The following is a 15,854-nucleotide window of genomic DNA, read 5'->3' as shown; positions in this document are numbered from 1 at the left end:
TCTGGCCCGTGGGAAGGATCACGCGCAAGGAGTCGCACGCGCAGACGCGTGAGCGACTCATCGAGACCGCGCACCGGCTGTTCATCTCGGACGGCTACAACGCGACCTCGCTCGACAAAGTCGCCACCGCGGCGGGCTTCTCGAAGGGCGCGGTCTACTCGAACTTCTCGACCAAGCACGAGCTCGGCCTCGCCGTGCTCGACGTGATCCACCGGGAGCGGGCCATGTCGCTGGCGGAGGCCGTCAGCGGCGTCGACACCGTCGAGGGCCGGATCGACGCCTTCGCGACCTGGGCCGAGGCCAACATTGGCGACGTCGGCTGGACCGCGCTCGAGGTCGAGTTCGCGACCAGCACCCGTCGGGTCGATGGAGTGAGCCAGCAGCTCGCCGCCCGGCGCCGCGAGCTCACCGCGGCCGTCGCCGGCCTCATCGAGCAGCAGGCCGCCGACCTCGGCCTCACGTTGCCGGCACCGGCCGAGGAGGCCGCTGTCCAGCTGCTCTCCCTCGGCATCGGGCTCGGCGTCCAGCGCGCGTTCGACCCCGACCTCTCGGTCACCAGCCTGGTCGATCTGCTGCGATCGCTGCTGGAGAGCGCGACACCTGCGTCGTAGCGCGCGAGACCTAGTGAGCCGGGGCGCCGTTGCGCTCGGGGGAGGGGAAGGAGACCCGGTTCAGGCGGCGTACGGCAGGACTCAGCAGGGTCGCCAGCGAGATCACCACGTAGGCGATGCCGGCGATCGCGAGCATGTTCTCGATCCCGTACGCAGCGGCCAGCGGCCCCATCGCCAGCTGCCCGACGGGGATGGCGATGTAGGTGCCGAGCTGGTCGTAGGAGGACGCCCGGGAGAGCAGCTCGCTGGGGACGTTCTCCTGCATCGAGAGCTGCCAGCCGAGGCTGAAGACCTGGATGCCGGCGCCGGAGAGCGCGGCGGCGGGCAACAGCACGGCGAGGTCGGTGGAGAAGCCGAGAGCGGCGATCGGCAGCCCGAACAGGGCCATGCCGATCATGCCGTAGAACAGCGGCCGCTCGAGCCGGACCTTCATCAGCACGAGCGTCGCGGCGAGCACGCCGATCCCCTGGAAGGTCAGGATCAGACCCCAGCCACCCGCGCCCAGCCCTGAGCCCTCGGCCCGCTGCGGGCCGAGCGTGAGGAGCCCGCCCTCGTAGAGCGCGTTGAGCATGGTCGCGGCGCCGACGCAGAGCCACAGCCAGCTCGTGGAGCGGAAGTAGTCCCAGCCAAGGCGCAGATCGCCGATGACCGAGGCCTTGCCGACCATGCCGCTGATCTTGACCGGCAGGAGCAGCAGTGCCGCGATGATCCAGGTGGCGGCGTCGAGCGCGAGCGCCCATCCCGCGCCGACGCTGAGGACGAGCAGGCCGGCGGTGCCGGGGCCGGCGACCGCGACGATCGCGCGGGTCAGCGACATCAGCACGTTGGCCTCCTGCAGCATGGTGCGAGGCACCACGAGCGGGATGATCCCCTGTTGGGCGGGCAGGCCGGCGGCGGAGACGATGCCGTTGAGCGCGGAGAGCGCGATCAGGTGCCACAGCTCGGCGACACCGGCGATGACGAGGACGGCGACGACCGCCTGGCTCAGCCCCGAGACCAGGTTGGAGGCGAACAGGATCCTGGCTCGGCCCATCCGGTCGGCGAGCACGCCGCCGATCAGCATGAAGACGATCATCGGGATGGTGCGGGCCGCGAGGACGGCGCCGATCGCGATCGGCGCGTCACTCACCTCCAAGACGGCGAAGGCCAGGGCGACGGGCGCCATGAAGTTGCCCACCAGGTTGATGGAGCGGGACGCGAAGAACCAGCGGAAGTGGGGTTCGCGAAGTGGGGCTGTCGCCGAGATCCGAGCCATTCGAGAGAGAATAGACCTTTGGGTGATTTCTATCTGCCCAAAATTCCCGATTCTGTCACGAGACCGTTATCCCGGCCGAGCGCATCTCCTCGATGGCAGCCGAGGTGCTCGCCGCGGCCACGCCGGCGGCCAGATCGGCGAGCAGCGTGGTGTGGAAACCGGCGGCTCGGGCGTCGAGCGCGGTGGCGCGTACGCAGTAGTCGGTCGCCAGCCCGCACACGTCGACCTCCTCGACGTCGTGGGCCCGGAGCCAGTCGATCAGGGTGGCCCCGCCGGTGGCCGCGCCCTCGAAACCGGAGTAGGCCGCGGCGTACTCACCCTTGCGGAAGATCTCGTCGAAGGTGACCGGGTCGAGATTGGGGTGGAAGGCCTCGCCGTCGGTGCCGACCACGCAGTGGGCCGGCCAGGAGTCGACGTAGTCCGGCGGGTTGCCGAAGTGGTCGCCCGGGTCGATGTGGTGGTCCTTGGTCGCCACCACCAGCCCGTACGTCTGCTCCGGCTCCTTGCTCGCCGCCCGCTCGCGCAGCAGCTGACCGATGTCGTAGGCCACCCGGGCCCCGCCGTCGACCGGCAGGGACCCGCCCTCGCAGAAGTCGTTCTGTACGTCGACCACGATCAGTGCACGCGTCATGCCCGTCAGCCTAGACCGGGCTGGCGAGACATCACTGGCGAGACATCACTGGAAGAGCGTCGGGATCGCCGGATCGCCCTTCAGGAGCGAGTGGGCGATGACGGGGAGCTCGGCGACCGAGGCCCGGTGGCGCTCGCGCGCGGCGTCGAGGGGCTCGCGGCCGACGACCTCGCCGTTCTTGACCAGCTGGGTGAGCAGCGGCCGGTCGTTGCCGTCGCCGTTCGGCGGGGTGCCGATGCCGATCACCTCGGCATCGGCGACGTCCTTGCGGTTGCGGCGGCGCAGGGCGTACTTCCGGCCGCCGATCGAGGCCTTGGACGCGCTCTTCTTGGCGACCGGCTCCAGGTCGCCGGAGGCGCCCTCGCGGGCGACCAGCTTGTAGACGAAGCCGGCGGTCGGGTGGCCGGAGCCGGTGACGAGCTGGGTGCCGACGCCGTAGCCGTCGACCGGGGCGGCCGCGAGGCCGGCGATGGCGTACTCGTCCAGGTCGCTGGTGACGATGATCTTCGTGTCGGTGGCGCCGAGGTCGTCGAGCTGGCGGCGTACGTCATGGGCGAGGAGCCCCAGGTCGCCGGAGTCGATCCGCACCGCACCGAGCTCGGGACCGGCGATCTCGACCGCCTTCGCCACCGCCTCGGCGATGTCGTAGGTGTCCACCAGCAGCGTGGTGCCCTTGCCTAGGGAGGCGACCTGGGCGTGGAAGGCCTGCTCCTCGGTGTCGTGCAGGAGCGTGAAGGCGTGCGCGGAGGTGCCGGTCGTGGGCACGCCGAAACGGGCGCGGGCGGCGAGGTTGGAGGTGGCGGTGAAGCCGGCCACATAGGCCGCGCGGGCGGCGGCGATCGCGGCCGCCTCGTGGGTGCGGCGCGAGCCCATCTCGATGCACGGGCGCTCGCCGGCGGCCATCGTCATCCGGGAGGCGGCGGTGGCGATGGCCGAGTCGTGGTTGTAGATCGAGAGCAGCACCGTCTCCAGGACGACCGCCTCGGCGAAGCTGGCCTCGACCACGAGCAGCGGCGAGTGCGGGAAGAAGGTCTCGCCCTCGGCGTACCCCCAGATGTCGCCGGTGAAGCGGTAGCCGGCCAGCCACTCCAGGGTCGGGCCGTCGACGACGTCCTCCAGGATGGCCAGCTGCTCCGAGCCGAACCGGAACGCCTCGAGGGCGTCGAGGGCCCGCCCGACCCCGGCCACCACGCCGTAGCGCCGTCCGCCGGCCAAGCGCCGGGGGAACAGCTCGAAGACGGCACGACGCTCCGCGGTGCCCGCCTTCAGGGCGGCCTGGAGCATGGTCAGCTCGTAGTGATCTGTCAGGAGCGCGGTCGAGTCCGCTGTCGAGTCCACGGGCACATCGTGGCACGATGGATGTCATGAGCGCGCCAAGCCCCGTGGAGCTCGACGAGCCCGAGGTCGACGACCTCGTAGCGCCCGCGACCCCGTGGGTCACCATCGTCTGGAACGACCCGGTCAACCTGATGTCGTACGTCACCTTCGTCTTCCAGAAGTACTTCGGCTACTCCAAGAAGAAGTCGGAGAAGCTGATGATGGAGGTGCACAACGACGGCAAGTCGGCCGTCTCCTCCGGGTCGCGCGAGGAGATGGAGCGCGACGTGCAGGCGATGCACGAATACGGGCTGTGGGCGACACTGGAGAAGCAGGATTGATGGGCGGGTTCAGCTACCACCGCCGCGGCAAGCAGATCATCGCGACGTTCTCCGGGTTCGAGGCCGACCTGCTTCGTTCGCTGGCCTCGCAGCTCGTCGAGCTGTTGCGCAACGAGGTGGCCGCGCCGGCCGAGAGCGATGACCCGCTCGAGGCGCTGCTCGACTTCTCGGGGCCGACCACCGAGCCCGAGGACCCGGTCCTGAAGCGGCTCTTCCCCTCGGCCTACGGGAACGACGAAGAGGCGGCCGGGGAGTTTCGGCGATTCACCGAGGGCGGGCTGCGCGACGGCAAGGCGCAGGCCGCGTCCACGATCATCGACTCGCTCGAGGAGGCCGGGCTCCCGCCCGAGCTCGACGAGGACGGGCTGGTCATCGACGTCGAGCTCCCGATCCCCGACGCCGAGGCGTGGATGCGCTCCTTCACCGACATCCGGCTCGCGCTCGCGACCCGGCTCGGGGTCGAGGAGGGCGACGAGGACTTCTGGGACTCGCTGCCCGAGGACGACCCCGCCGGCCAGGTCTACGGGATCTACCAGTGGGTCGGGATCCTGCAGGAGACCATGGTCGAGGCGCTGTGGGCGGCGTCCTGACTACACCATGTCGTGGTGCGGTCGTGGCCGTGTCCGGCACCCGGTCACGTACGTCTTCGCTGCTCGGCCCGCCTAGGCTGATCCCGTGCTGACCATCGACCAGGCGACGTACGACGCGATCGTCGCCCACGCGAAGCGCGACCATCCCGACGAGGCGTGTGGGATCGTCGCGGGCCCTGAGGGGTCCGACCGGCCGGAGCGATTCATCGAGATGATCAACGCCGCCGGCTCGCCGACCTTCTACGAGTTCGACTCGACCGATCTGCTCCAGCTCTACAAGGAGATGGACGCGAACGACGAGGAGCCGGTGATCGTCTACCACTCCCACACCGCGACCGAGGCCTACCCGTCCCGCACCGACATCGGGCTGGCGATGGAGCCGAACGCGCACTATGTGCTGGTCAGCACCCGCGAGCACGGCAACGACGAAGGTCCGGTCGAGTTTCGGTCGTACCGGATCGTCGACGGCGAAGTCACCGAGGAAGAAATCAGCATCGTCGCGACGTTGTCGTGACGCGCCCAAGAAACATCCAGCTAGGAGAACCCATGGCCATCGAGGTCAAGATCCCGACCATCCTCCGCACCTACACCGCCGGTGAGAAGGCAGTCAGCGCCGAGGGCAAGACCCTGAGCGCGCTCATCGACGACCTCGAGGCGAACCACTCCGGCATCAAGGAGCGCCTCATCGACAACGGTGACCTGCGCCGCTTCGTCAACGTCTACATCAACGACGAGGACGTACGTTTCATCGGCGGTCTCGACGCCGAGCTCAAGGACGGCGACCAGGTCGTCGTGCTTCCCGCCGTCGCCGGCGGCTGCTGAACGCTCACCCCAGAATGCCGCGGTCGTACGCTCGTGCGACCGCGGCTGCTCTGTCTGTGACCCCCAGCTTGTCGAAGATGTGACCCAGGTGGGTCTTGACCGTCGCCTCACTGACGAAGAGCGACGCTGCGATGGCGCGGTTGGTCGTCCCGCGGGCGACGAGAGTGAGCACCTCGCGCTCGCGAGGGCTCAGCTGGGCCGTCGGGCCCGGTGAGCGGAGCCGGGAGGCGAGCCGGGTCGCCACCGCGGGGGAGAGAACGGTCTCGCCGGCCGCGGTCGCGCGGACGGCCTCGACCAGGTCCGGCGTCGGCGCGTCCTTGAGCAGGTAACCGGTCGCACCCGCCTCGATCGCGGCGACCACGTCGGAGTCGGTGTCGAACGTCGTCAGGACCAGTACGCCGGTCCGCGACTCCAGCGCCCGGAGCCGCTCGATCACCTCGACCCCGCCGGTGCCGGGCATCCGCAGGTCGAGGACGAGCACGTCGGGCTCGAGCTCCTCGACGAGAGCGAGGGCCTGCGCCCCGTCGCCCGCCTGGCCGACGACCTCGAAGCCTTGCGCGCGGAGCACTCCGACCACCCCGTCGCGTACGACTGGGTGGTCGTCAGCGACCACGATCCTGATCTGAGTCATGCGGGTCCTCGGGGGAGAGCGGGGATGCTGGCAGAGACGGCGGTGCCGGCGCCGGGGGCGGACTCGAGGGTGAAGGTGCCGGCCAGGCGCTGGGCGCGCTCGCGCATCACGCCCAGCCCGAACGAGGACGAGCGGCGCGGAGCGGTGGGGTCGAAGCCGGAGCCGTCGTCGCGTACGTCGAGGATGACGTCGGCCTCGTCGAAGGTGAGCGTCACGCCGACCCGGGACGCGGAGGCGTGCTTGGCGACGTTGGCGAGGGCCTCCTGGGCGATCCGCAGCAGCGTCGCCTCTACCTCGGAGTGCAGCGCCGTGGCATCACCGACCACGACGAACGAGGCCTCGACGCCGTGGTCGTCGCGCCAGCTCGTGACCAGCCTCGACAGGGCGTCGGCGAGGCCCGCGTCGGCCAGCTCGGCGGGGGTGAGGTCCTGCACGGACCGCCGGGCCTCGACCAGCGCGGTGCGGGCCAGCTCGGTGGCCCGGGCCACCCGGCGGCGTACGTCCTGGGCGTCCGCAGAGCCCTCGGCGGCCTGGAGCTGCGCCACGACGCCGGCCAGGGACTGGGCGATGGTGTCGTGGATCTCGCGGGCGAGGCGCTCGCGCTCGTCGCGTACGCCGGTCTGGCGTGACTGCGCGACGAGCTGCTCCTGGAGGCGCGCGTTCTCGGCGAGGGCACTCTCCAGGCGGACGATCGTGTCGGCCCGCTCCTGGCTGACGGCGTCGAGGTGCATGCTGTAGCGGCCCATCAGGGTGGCGAGCCCGAAGTTGACGACGAAGAGCACCGGCAGCGCCGCGCTCTGCCACGGGCTGTCGTACGGCGGCGGCCCGCCGGTCTGGCCGATGGCCATGATCAGCGCGGTGGCCGCCATCGCCACCCATCTCCAGCGGCCGCGGAAGGACTCGAAGGCGTCCAGGAACCCGACCCAGGCGAAGATGCAGAAGAGCGGATGGACGACGGTGAGTGCGGCGGCCAGCAGGGTGCGCCCGACGTAGCCGACCGGATGTGGGCGGCCGTAGACATACATCCACCGCCAGATCCACACCGCGGTCGCCGCCACCAGTACGCCGAGCGTCACCTGCCCGCCGAGCGTGTGCGGTCCCATCTCCGGGATGGTCGCGACGCTGATCACCGTGGCGAGCGCGAGCAGCACGAACGGCAGCGCCTTGAGGTTTCGCTCCCAGAGCTGCTCGTGCTCGACGGCCGAGGTCATGTGGAGGACCTTCTCATTCCCAGCGGAAGGCGCGCACGGCAATCAGGTAGAGCACCACCGCCCAGCCACCCATCACGGCCAGGTCCGCGAGCTGGGGGAAGCTCCCGCCCGCGGCGTCGTTGAGTGCGTTGGACGCGGCCCCGTAGGGCGAGAGTGAGATGACGTCACGCACCGTGCCGCCGAAGGCCTCGACCGGGAAGTAGACCCCCGCGGTGAACATCGACGGGAAGAAGACCACCATCCCTACGACCTGCCCGGTCTTCGCGTTGGGAGAGACGGCGGTGATCGCGGCGCCGATCCCCAGCGAGACGGCCAGCGCCAGGACGTACGCGACGGTGTATCCGACGAGCGACTCCGGAAGCGGGGTCCCGAACACCAACCGGCCGAAGAGGATCACGATCACCGAGGAGGCAGCGACCGCGACGGCGTGGACAAGCACCTGGCCGAGCAGGATCGAGGCGGGGCGGGCCGGCGTGGTGCCGAGCCGTCGCAGGACCCCGCTCTCGCGGTAGCCGGTCAGCGTCGGCGGCATCGTCATGATCGCCGCCATGATCATCGAGAGCAGCACGGTGACCGGCACGTAGACATCGATCAGGCTCCGGCCGCCGAGGTCGGCACTGTCCTCGCGGAAGCTCGGAATCACCCCGAGCACCCCCAGCAGCAGGCTCGGGAACAGGACGATCCAGAAGAGCGAGAGCCGCTCGCGGGCGAAGAGCCGGGACTCTGTACGGATCACGGCAACGGTCGGGCCGGTCATCGGAGCGCCTCCTGGCGAGTGTCTGTGTCGGTGAGGTCGAGGTAGGCGGCGTCGAGGCTGCCCGCGGCGACCCGGAGCCGCTCCGGGGTCACGCCGTGCGTACGCAGCACCTCGACGACCGCGAGCGCGACCCCTTCGGCGCCCTCGACGGTGATGGTGCCGTTCTCGCTGCGCGCGGCGGTGACGCCGTCGAGATCGCGCAGGGAGGCCAGGTCGATCGCGACCGAGGTCTCGAAGGTGGTGATCGTGGCGGCGGAGGCGGAGTCGATGAGCCCCGCCGGGGTGTCCAGCGCCCGGATCCGCCCGGCGTCGACGATGGCGATCCGGTCGCAGAGGGTCTGCGCCTCCTCCATCGAGTGGGTGACCAGCAGGACGGTCACACCCCGGTCGCGTACGTCCCGCACCAGGTCCCACACCTCACGACGTGCCCGCGGATCCAGGCCGGTCGTGAGCTCGTCGAGCACGACGACCCGCGGCCGGCCGATCAGCGCCAGCGCGATCGAGAGCCGCTGCTGCTGGCCGCCGGAAAGGTTCTCGAACCGCTGGCGCAGGTGACTCCCCAGGCCGAGGCGCTCGGCCAGCGGCGCCCACGGCTCCGGGTCGGGGTAGAAGGCACTCCACAGCTCCAGCGCCTCCTGGACGGTGATCTTCTGCTGCAGCTTCGCCTCCTGGAGCTGTACGCCGAGCACCTCCGTCACGGCGGCGCGGTCCGTCCACGGATCGATGCCGTGGACCCGGATCCGGCCGCGGTCGCCGACCCGCAGGCCGGCGATCGACTCGACGGTCGTGCTCTTGCCGGCGCCGTTGGGGCCGAGGATGCCGAAGATCTCGCCTTCGTGGACGCTCAGGCTGATCTCGTCGACCGCCACCTTGTCGCCATAGCTCTTGCGCAGGCCGTCCACGACGACCGCTGGTTCTCGCTCCTGATGCATATCTTCAGCCTGGTCGGTGACGCGGTCTCACGGATCGGGCGATCGGCGCGAGTGGGCATCAGTCGATCGGTTGATGCGACGATGGACCCCATGCGCTACGACAACCTGCTGGCGTCGGTCGGGGGCACCCCGTTGGTGGGGCTGCCCCGCCTCTCGCCCTCTCCCGACGTACGTCTGTGGGCCAAGCTCGAGGACCGGAACCCCACCGGCTCGATCAAGGACCGCCCGGCTCTTCGCATGGTCGAAGAGGCCGAGAAGGACGGCAGGCTCCGCCCGGGCTGCACGATCCTGGAGCCGACCTCCGGCAACACCGGGATCTCGCTGGCCATGGCGGCCAAGCTCAAGGGCTACCGGATCGTGTGCGTGATGCCCGAGAACACCTCCGAGGAGCGGCGTCAGCTGCTGCGGATGTGGGGCGCTGAGATCGTCTCCTCGCCCGCCGCCGGCGGCTCCAACGAGGCCGTCCGGGTCGCCAAGCGCCTCGCCGCCGAGCACCCCGACTGGGAGATGCTCTACCAGTACGGCAACGCCGCCAACGCGCGCGCCCACGAGGAGGGCACCGGCCCCGAGCTCCTCGCCGACCTCCCCTCGATCACCCACTTCGTCGCCGGACTCGGCACGACCGGCACGCTCATGGGTGTCGGCCGCTTCTTCCGCGCCGCCAAGCCGGAGGTACGCATCGTCGCCGCCGAGCCGCGCTACGGCGAGCTCGTCTACGGGCTGCGCAACCTCGACGAGGGCTTCGTCCCCGAGCTCTACGACGCCTCCCTGATCGACGCCCGCTTCTCGGTCGGCCCCCGTGACGCCGTACGCCGCGTCCGCGAGCTCCTCGAGCTGGAGGGCATCTTCGCCGGCATCTCCACCGGCGCCATCCTCCACGCCGCCCTCGCCCAGGCCGCCAAGTCCCTCAAGGCCGGCGAGAAGGCCGACATCGCCTTCGTCGTCGCCGACGGCGGCTGGAAATACCTCTCCACCGGGGCGTACGAAGGCACCATCGACGACGCCGAGGAAGGCCTCGAAGGCCAGCTCTGGGCCTGAATTCCCCGTCGGTCGAGCCGCGAGCGCCAGCGAGCGTGTCGAGACCAACACAGCCAGTTCGAGCTCGACAGGGGACTGTGTTGGTCTCGACACGGATTCGCTCGTACCTCGCGAATCCGGCTCGACCACCGGTGGCGCGTCAGCGGCAGAAGGCGTAGACGATGAGGCCGTGGTCCTCGCCGGAGAAGACCTGGTCGAGGGCCTTGCCGGTGAGGTGGGCGTCGACGTAGCGCGGGGCGGGGCCGGTGGCGACGATGGCGTGGCCGGGGAGCCTGCCGGCCATGTCGCGTGGGGCCTCGGCGCTCCAGCAGTCGTGCTTGGCGATGAGGGCGGCGGGGCTGCCGGGGGCCATCGGACGCCCCGACCAGACGCTGCCGGCCTGCGGCTCGGCGCCGAGCTGTACCAGCGCTACGGCGACGGCCGATGCGTACATCGCCCAGATGCCGAGCGCCAGGATCCCCTTGCGTCCGAGGAAGGCTCTCACTCCTGGGCAACGCGGCAGCGGGCCCCGGGGTTACGGGCGGTGGCCGGGGGCGGCCACGTCGTGGTCGTGGATCCAGGCGAGGTGGCGGTCGTACGCATCGCCTGACCCGAGCCGCTTGTTGCGGGCGTGGGCGCGGGGACCGTCGGGGAGGTGGAGGACGTCGGCGGCGGCCAGCGAGGCGATCTGGATCCGGCGGGTGCGGTCGCGGCGGCGTACCTCGTAGGTCGTGCGGGCGCGGTCCCAGTCGTCGGCGGCGAGGCAGTCGGCGAGGACGATCGCGTCCTCGATCGCTTGGGCGGCACCCTGACCGTGGTGCGGGAGCATCAGGTGAGCGGCGTCGCCGAGCAGCGTGACGCGGCCGCGTGACCAACTCGCCAGAGGCGGACGGTGGAAGAGTCCCCAGTGCTCCGAGCACGGTGCCGCGGAGATCATCTGGACCACGGCTGGATGCCAGCCGGCGTACGCATGCACGTGCTCGTCCGGGTCGGCCGGCCAGGACCACGAGTCCGGTGCCCACGGTCCGGGCTGCCGCTTGACCAGCAGGAACGCGTGGTCGCCTTTGCCGACCGGATGATGCATCAGGTGAGCGTCGGTGCCTGTCCACACCTGCACGCGGCCGGGGTCGGGGAGCAGGGTGAGCTGCGAGCGTGGGACGATCCCGCGCCAGGCGATGCAGCCGGAGAACTGGGCGTCGTCGTAGCCGACGACGTACTCGCGCAGCATCGATGCGGCGCCGTCGGCGCCGATGACCAGGTCGGCCTCGACCGACTCGCCGTCGGCGAACTCCAGCAGCGCCGGCCCGTCCCCGTCATCGGTGATGTCGACCAGTCGGTGGCCGAGGCGGAGCCCGTCGGTGCCGTACGCCTGGCTCAGGAGCGCGTGCAGGTCGGCGTGACCGATGCCGTAGCAGGGCGCCCCGGCGCGGTCGGCATACTCCGCGGCGGAGAGCACCCGGCCGATCGCAGCGCCGGTGTGGCCGTCGCGCCAGACCCAGCCGTCGACGGTCGCCGCCGCCTCGCCGAGATCGGGCTCGAGCCCGATGCGCTCCAGGAGCCTGGTCGCGTTGGCCGGGAGCAGCACGGCGTCGCCGGTGGGTCGCGGATCGGTCGCGGCCTCGTACACCTCGACCTCGATGCCCCGGCGGCGCAGCTCGACGGCGAGGGTCAGGCCGCCGATGCCGGCGCCGATGATCGTGACCCGCCGGGCACGACGATCCCTGCGTAAAGCTGCCCGAGCCATCCGGGTGACTGACATCGCACGCTCCTTGGGGAGGTTACGTTCGAAACGTACCTCAGGGGCGTGTGTGCTCGTGGACAGTTATGGCAAACGTCATTTGACGTCGAGCGTCTGCTTCTCGCCGATGTCGCTGGTCCGGATGGGGTCGAGGCCGAGGAGGTCCAGGGCCAGGTTGCCGAGGTCGGCGTTGCGTACGGGCTGAGGACCTTCGTAGTCGGGGCGGTCCTTGCCGGGGTCGCGGTAGTCGTCGGCGTTCAGCTCGTAGAGGTCCGTGCCGGCGCCGGCGTCCGGTCCCCACACGATGAACGGGATCCGGTAGTTCTCGTAGACCTTCTCGGAGTGGTTGGTGATGCCCGGCTTGAAGCCGTGGTCGGCGGTGAGGATGACGTCGAGCTCCTTCGACAGCTCTGGGTCGCCGTCGATGACATCGAGGAACTCGCCGACCTGGGCGTCCGACTCCTCGACGGCCTCCAGATACTCCGGCGACATCCCGCCCGAGGCGTGCCCGGCGGCGTCGGGAAGGGACAGATGTACGAAGGTGAGGTCCCGCTGCTCGTCGGCAAGGTCCTCGGCGGCTTCCGGGACCAGGTCGTCGTGGTCGTCGATCGGCACGTAGAGGTCGATGTCGTCCTCCCAGGCCCGCTGCCACAGCTCGAACTTCTGCTTCGTCACGAAGACCCCGGTGCTGAGCCCGGCCTCGTGGGCGACGGTGAACACCGACTCCTCGTCCTTCGAGATCGACTTCGACGGGTCGCCGACGTTCCAGGTGACCCCGTGGCCGCCGTCGTCGGCGTTGATCGGGTCGCCGGTGACCATGCTGGTGTGGTTGGGCAGGGTGATGTTCTTCTCGTAGGCCGTGCGGGCGTTGAGCGTCGAGGCGCCCTCGTCGATCAGCCGGTGGATGTTGGGCGTCTTCGCCGGGCCCAGCTTCGCCAGGGCATCCGGGTTGAGCCCGTCGATCGAGATCGCGAGCACCTTGCGGTCGACCTGGGTGGCCTCACGCTCCTTGCGCTCGCCTCCACCGGCACCGCTGCCACCGCCGCCATCGCCACCGTCCCGGTCGGGCAGCGCGGTGAACGCGACGACGAGCACCACGACGACGAAGATGCCGAGGGAGACGAGAGGGAAGAGGCGACGCACCGGCACACCCTAAGTGAACCCGATGACACCCCGGGCGAACGCTCAGCGAATGTCTAGTGACTGAGTTGAGTTCAGCGTGCTGCCGGGGATCGGGCCCAGGCCGAGCAGGTCCAGGGCCAGGTTGCCGAGGTCGCCGTTGCGGATCGGCTGCGCGCCGGCGTACGTCGGGCGGGTCGTCCCCGGCGCGCGGTAGTCGGGGTTGAGCCGATAGAGCGAGGCGCCACGGGTGACCCTGACCCCGGGACCCCACACGACGAACGGGATCCGGTAGTTGGAGTAGAGGTGGGCACCGTGGTCCCTGGCGGCGGCCTTGAACCCGTGATCGGCGGTGAGGATGACGTACGTCGACCGCTTGAGCGTCGTCGAGGAGTCGATCGCCTTCAGCAGCCTGCCGATGCGGGCGTCCGTGCGGATCACCGAGTCGCGGTAGGCCGCGCTCATCCCGCCGTCGCGGTGGCCGTAGTGGTCGGGGGAACCCAGGTGGACGAAGGTGAAGGCACGCTTGTTGGTCGCCAGGTCTCCGGCCGCCCGGCTGACCAGGTCGGCGTCGCTGTCGACCACGAACCGGTCGATGGAGGGCCAGGAGCGGTCGAAGAGGCCGAACTTGGACTTGGAGGCGAACAGGGCGCTGCTGCGGTTGGCGCGCTTGACCTGGCTGAAGACCGAGGAGACCGGGTGGCCGGCGGCCTCCTGCACCGTCATCCACGACCGGTCGTCGTTCCAGGTGACCCCGTGGCCGTGCGCGGACCGGGTGATCCGGCGGCTGGTGACCATCGAGGTGTGGTTGGGCAGGGTGACGTTCTGCTCGTACTCGCTGCGCGCCTCGCGGGTCGAGGCGCCGCCGCGCATCAGCCGGTAGATGTTGGGCAGGTGGCCCGGGCCGAGCCGCTCGATCGCGGTCACGCTGAGACCGTCGACGGAGATCGCCAGCACTCGCATCGTGGTCGCCGCCTGAGCTGGCCGCCCGGGCAGCTCGACGACCGCGAAGGTGACGCCCAACAGGGTGATCAGGACCATCAGCACCAGCGAGCGCCGGGAAATCGTCATAACCGGACGTTAACAACGCTGATCCGCCCTGCTCATGAACGTGAGATGGATCTCGGGTATGTCTCGAGTGACCCCCAGCACTGCGAAGTTGCGCTGTTTGGGCCTAGCCTTGACGATCGTGCAGTCCGTCTCGTCCCTGGGTTCGCCCTCGCCCCTGGGTTCAGCCCAGCCCGACCGCGACGCCCCGATCGGGATCTTCGACTCGGGCTTCGGCGGTCTCACCGTGGCGCGGTCGGTGATCGACCAGCTCGCCCACGAGTCGATCCTGTACGTCGGCGACACCGCCCGCGCGCCTTATGGGCCCAAGCCGATCGCCGAGGTCCGTGAGTACGCCCTGGAGTGTCTCGACCATCTCGTCGCGCAGGGCGTGAAGGCGCTGGTCATCGCGTGCAACTCGGCCTCGGCCGCGATGCTGCGTGATGCCCGGGAGCGCTACCGGCCGCTGCCCGTCGTCGAGGTCATCCTGCCGGCGACCCGCCGCGCCGTCGCCGCGTCCCGCACCGGCCGTATCGGGGTCATCTGCACCCACGCGACGGCCGAGTCGATGGCGTACGACGACGCCTTCGCCGCCGCTCCGCACGTCTCGTTGCACACCCGGGCCTGCCCCGAGTTTGTCCCGTTCGTCGAGGCCGGCATCACCGGCGGCGACGAGCTCCTGGCCGCCGCGCACGAATATCTGGACCCGCTGACCAGTGCCGGGGTCGACACGCTGATCCTCGGGTGCACCCACTATCCGCTCCTGACTGGTGTGATCTCTTATGTGATGGGCGACAACGTGACGCTGGTCAGCAGTGCCGAGGAGTCGGCGAAGGATGTCTACCGCGTCCTCGCCGAACACGACCTGATGCGCGAGGGCGGCGAGCCGACCTACACGTTCCTGACGACGGGCAACCCCGCCGAGTTCAAGGCGATCGGCGCCCGGTTCCTCGGCCCGGAGCTCGCGGCCGCCCAGCAGTTCGCCGGAGGGATGGGATGACCTCCGGGATGCGGCTGACCGTCATCGGATGCTCGGGCTCCTATCCCGGGCCCGACAGCCCCGCCTCCTGCTATCTCGTCGAGGCCGACGACGAGGCCGGACGTACGTGGCGGATCGTGCTCGACATGGGCAACGGCGCGCTCGGCGTCCTGCAGCGCTACATCGACCCGCTCCTGATCGACGCGGTCCTGCTCTCGCACCTGCATGCCGACCACTGCGTCGACATGACCTCCTACTACGTGCTCCGCAAGTGGCACCCGACCGGCCCGCAGCCGCCGATCCCCGTCTACGGCCCCAAGGGCACCGGCCGCCGCCTGGCGAAGGCCTACGACCTGCCCAAGCGACCCGGGATGCGCGAGGAGTTCGCGTTCTCGACCTACACCGGGCCGATCCATCTCGGCCCGTTCGTGATCACCCCGACGGCGGTGGAGCATCCCGTCGATGCGTACGGACTCCGGATCGAGGCAAACGGCAAGGTCATCGCCTACAGCGGCGACACCGCCGAGACCGAGGCGCTGCTCGACATCGCCACCGACGCCGACCTGTTCGTCTGCGAGGCCGCCTTCCGCGACGGCGTCGACAACCCGCCCGGGGTGCACATCACCGGCGTCCACGCGGGGGAGTACGCCACCAAGGCTCACGTGAAGAAGCTGGTCGTCACCCACGTCCCGCCCTGGCACGACTCCGCCGACGCCCTCCGCGAGGCGCGCTCGGCGTACGAGGGGCCGACCGAGCTGGCGGCTACCGGGGCTGTGTACGAGGTCTGAGGTCGGGTAGGGATACCCGGTTAACCGGGTATCCCTGCACTTCTCAGGCGTTGCAACACCCGAGAAGT

The 15,854-nt window shown here is 70.1% G+C and carries 19 protein-coding genes; 8 read left to right on the top strand and 11 right to left on the bottom strand.

Features of this window, described 5'->3' with window-relative positions:
- The first annotated feature begins 8 nt into the window (after nucleotides 1-8).
- Nucleotides 9-611, top strand: coding sequence for a TetR/AcrR family transcriptional regulator (locus ABTW65_RS22220; protein ID WP_350664121.1), 603 nt, complete (start codon nucleotides 9-11; stop codon nucleotides 609-611).
- Between the two features lie 10 nt (nucleotides 612-621).
- On the opposite strand, the gene ABTW65_RS22215 is transcribed toward ABTW65_RS22220, so the two are convergent.
- Genes ABTW65_RS22215 through ABTW65_RS22205 form a run of 3 tightly spaced genes read right to left on the bottom strand, consistent with a single transcriptional unit; the run spans nucleotide 622 to nucleotide 3,835 of the window.
- Complete coding sequence (locus ABTW65_RS22215) at nucleotides 622-1,866, bottom strand: MFS transporter (RefSeq protein ID WP_350664119.1); 1,245 nt, start codon at nucleotides 1,864-1,866, stop codon at nucleotides 622-624.
- Nucleotides 1,867-1,921: 55 nt separating this feature from the next.
- Complete coding sequence (locus ABTW65_RS22210; RefSeq protein WP_502890650.1) at nucleotides 1,922-2,506, bottom strand: isochorismatase family protein; 585 nt, start codon at nucleotides 2,504-2,506, stop codon at nucleotides 1,922-1,924.
- Nucleotides 2,507-2,542: 36 nt separating this feature from the next.
- On the bottom strand, nucleotides 2,543-3,835 hold the full coding sequence (locus ABTW65_RS22205; RefSeq protein WP_350664114.1) for a nicotinate phosphoribosyltransferase: 1,293 nt from the start codon (nucleotides 3,833-3,835) through the stop codon (nucleotides 2,543-2,545).
- A 26-nt stretch (nucleotides 3,836-3,861) separates the two neighbouring features.
- On the opposite strand from ABTW65_RS22205, the gene clpS reads away from it, so the two are divergent.
- The 4 genes from clpS (at nucleotide 3,862) to ABTW65_RS22185 (ending at nucleotide 5,567) form a co-directional block, all read left to right on the top strand.
- Nucleotides 3,862-4,155: an ATP-dependent Clp protease adapter ClpS gene (gene clpS / locus ABTW65_RS22200; protein WP_040755277.1), complete on the top strand. Its 294-nt coding sequence runs from the start codon at nucleotides 3,862-3,864 to the stop codon at nucleotides 4,153-4,155.
- On the top strand, nucleotides 4,155-4,745 hold the full coding sequence (locus ABTW65_RS22195) for a DUF2017 domain-containing protein (RefSeq protein WP_350664112.1): 591 nt from the start codon (nucleotides 4,155-4,157) through the stop codon (nucleotides 4,743-4,745). The genes clpS and ABTW65_RS22195 overlap by 1 nt, the downstream gene beginning before the upstream one ends.
- An 85-nt stretch (nucleotides 4,746-4,830) precedes the next feature.
- Nucleotides 4,831-5,259: a M67 family metallopeptidase gene (locus tag ABTW65_RS22190; protein WP_350664110.1), complete on the top strand. Its 429-nt coding sequence runs from the start codon at nucleotides 4,831-4,833 to the stop codon at nucleotides 5,257-5,259.
- A gap of 32 nt (nucleotides 5,260-5,291) precedes the next feature.
- The gene (locus ABTW65_RS22185) at nucleotides 5,292-5,567 is read left to right on the top strand and encodes a MoaD family protein (protein ID WP_008358635.1); all 276 of its coding nucleotides are present in this window, start codon (nucleotides 5,292-5,294) and stop codon (nucleotides 5,565-5,567) included.
- A 4-nt stretch (nucleotides 5,568-5,571) separates the two neighbouring features.
- Here the strand turns inward: ABTW65_RS22185 and ABTW65_RS22180 are convergent, their stop codons facing one another.
- Genes ABTW65_RS22180 through ABTW65_RS22165 form a run of 4 tightly spaced genes read right to left on the bottom strand, consistent with a single transcriptional unit; the run spans nucleotide 5,572 to nucleotide 9,098 of the window.
- Nucleotides 5,572-6,198 carry a response regulator gene (locus ABTW65_RS22180; protein WP_350664108.1) on the bottom strand — a complete coding sequence of 209 codons (627 nt, stop codon included), beginning with the start codon at nucleotides 6,196-6,198 and terminating at the stop codon, nucleotides 5,572-5,574.
- Nucleotides 6,195-7,409, bottom strand: coding sequence for a sensor histidine kinase (locus ABTW65_RS22175; RefSeq protein WP_350664106.1), 1,215 nt, complete (start codon nucleotides 7,407-7,409; stop codon nucleotides 6,195-6,197). The genes ABTW65_RS22180 and ABTW65_RS22175 overlap by 4 nt, the downstream gene beginning before the upstream one ends.
- Nucleotides 7,410-7,422: 13 nt before the next feature.
- Complete coding sequence (locus ABTW65_RS22170) at nucleotides 7,423-8,166, bottom strand: ABC transporter permease (protein WP_350664104.1); 744 nt, start codon at nucleotides 8,164-8,166, stop codon at nucleotides 7,423-7,425.
- Complete coding sequence (locus ABTW65_RS22165) at nucleotides 8,163-9,098, bottom strand: ABC transporter ATP-binding protein (RefSeq protein WP_350664102.1); 936 nt, start codon at nucleotides 9,096-9,098, stop codon at nucleotides 8,163-8,165. The genes ABTW65_RS22170 and ABTW65_RS22165 overlap by 4 nt, the downstream gene beginning before the upstream one ends.
- A 90-nt stretch (nucleotides 9,099-9,188) precedes the next feature.
- Here ABTW65_RS22165 and ABTW65_RS22160 point away from each other — a divergent pair, with 90 nt between their 5' ends.
- Complete coding sequence (locus ABTW65_RS22160; protein WP_350664100.1) at nucleotides 9,189-10,136, top strand: PLP-dependent cysteine synthase family protein; 948 nt, start codon at nucleotides 9,189-9,191, stop codon at nucleotides 10,134-10,136.
- Nucleotides 10,137-10,275: 139 nt separating this feature from the next.
- Here ABTW65_RS22160 and ABTW65_RS22155 read toward each other — a convergent pair whose 3' ends face one another.
- From ABTW65_RS22155 to ABTW65_RS22140, 4 genes are all read right to left on the bottom strand, one after another.
- On the bottom strand, nucleotides 10,276-10,620 hold the full coding sequence (locus ABTW65_RS22155; RefSeq protein ID WP_350664098.1) for a hypothetical protein: 345 nt from the start codon (nucleotides 10,618-10,620) through the stop codon (nucleotides 10,276-10,278).
- Nucleotides 10,621-10,650: 30 nt separating this feature from the next.
- Entirely contained in the window at nucleotides 10,651-11,874 is a 1,224-nt protein-coding gene (locus tag ABTW65_RS22150; protein ID WP_350664097.1) for an FAD-dependent oxidoreductase, read from the bottom strand.
- A gap of 75 nt (nucleotides 11,875-11,949) precedes the next feature.
- Nucleotides 11,950-12,996, bottom strand: a complete 1,047-nt coding sequence (locus ABTW65_RS22145) for an alkaline phosphatase family protein (protein WP_350664095.1) — start codon at nucleotides 12,994-12,996, stop codon at nucleotides 11,950-11,952.
- A 42-nt stretch (nucleotides 12,997-13,038) separates the two neighbouring features.
- Nucleotides 13,039-14,043, bottom strand: a complete 1,005-nt coding sequence (locus ABTW65_RS22140; RefSeq protein ID WP_350664093.1) for an alkaline phosphatase family protein — start codon at nucleotides 14,041-14,043, stop codon at nucleotides 13,039-13,041.
- A 118-nt stretch (nucleotides 14,044-14,161) separates the two neighbouring features.
- Between ABTW65_RS22140 and murI the strand changes: the two genes are divergently transcribed.
- On the top strand, nucleotides 14,162-15,019 hold the full coding sequence (gene murI, locus ABTW65_RS22135; protein WP_350664091.1) for a glutamate racemase: 858 nt from the start codon (nucleotides 14,162-14,164) through the stop codon (nucleotides 15,017-15,019).
- Entirely contained in the window at nucleotides 15,016-15,786 is a 771-nt protein-coding gene (locus tag ABTW65_RS22130) for an MBL fold metallo-hydrolase (RefSeq protein ID WP_350664088.1), read from the top strand. Before murI ends, ABTW65_RS22130 begins: the two co-directional genes overlap by 4 nt.
- The last annotated feature ends 68 nt before the right edge of the window (nucleotides 15,787-15,854 follow it).

Source organism: Nocardioides sp. NPDC127503, assembly GCF_040302165.1.
In the GTDB taxonomy this organism is placed as follows: domain Bacteria; phylum Actinomycetota; class Actinomycetes; order Propionibacteriales; family Nocardioidaceae; genus Nocardioides.
This window is presented reverse-complemented; position numbering and strand designations above follow the sequence as displayed.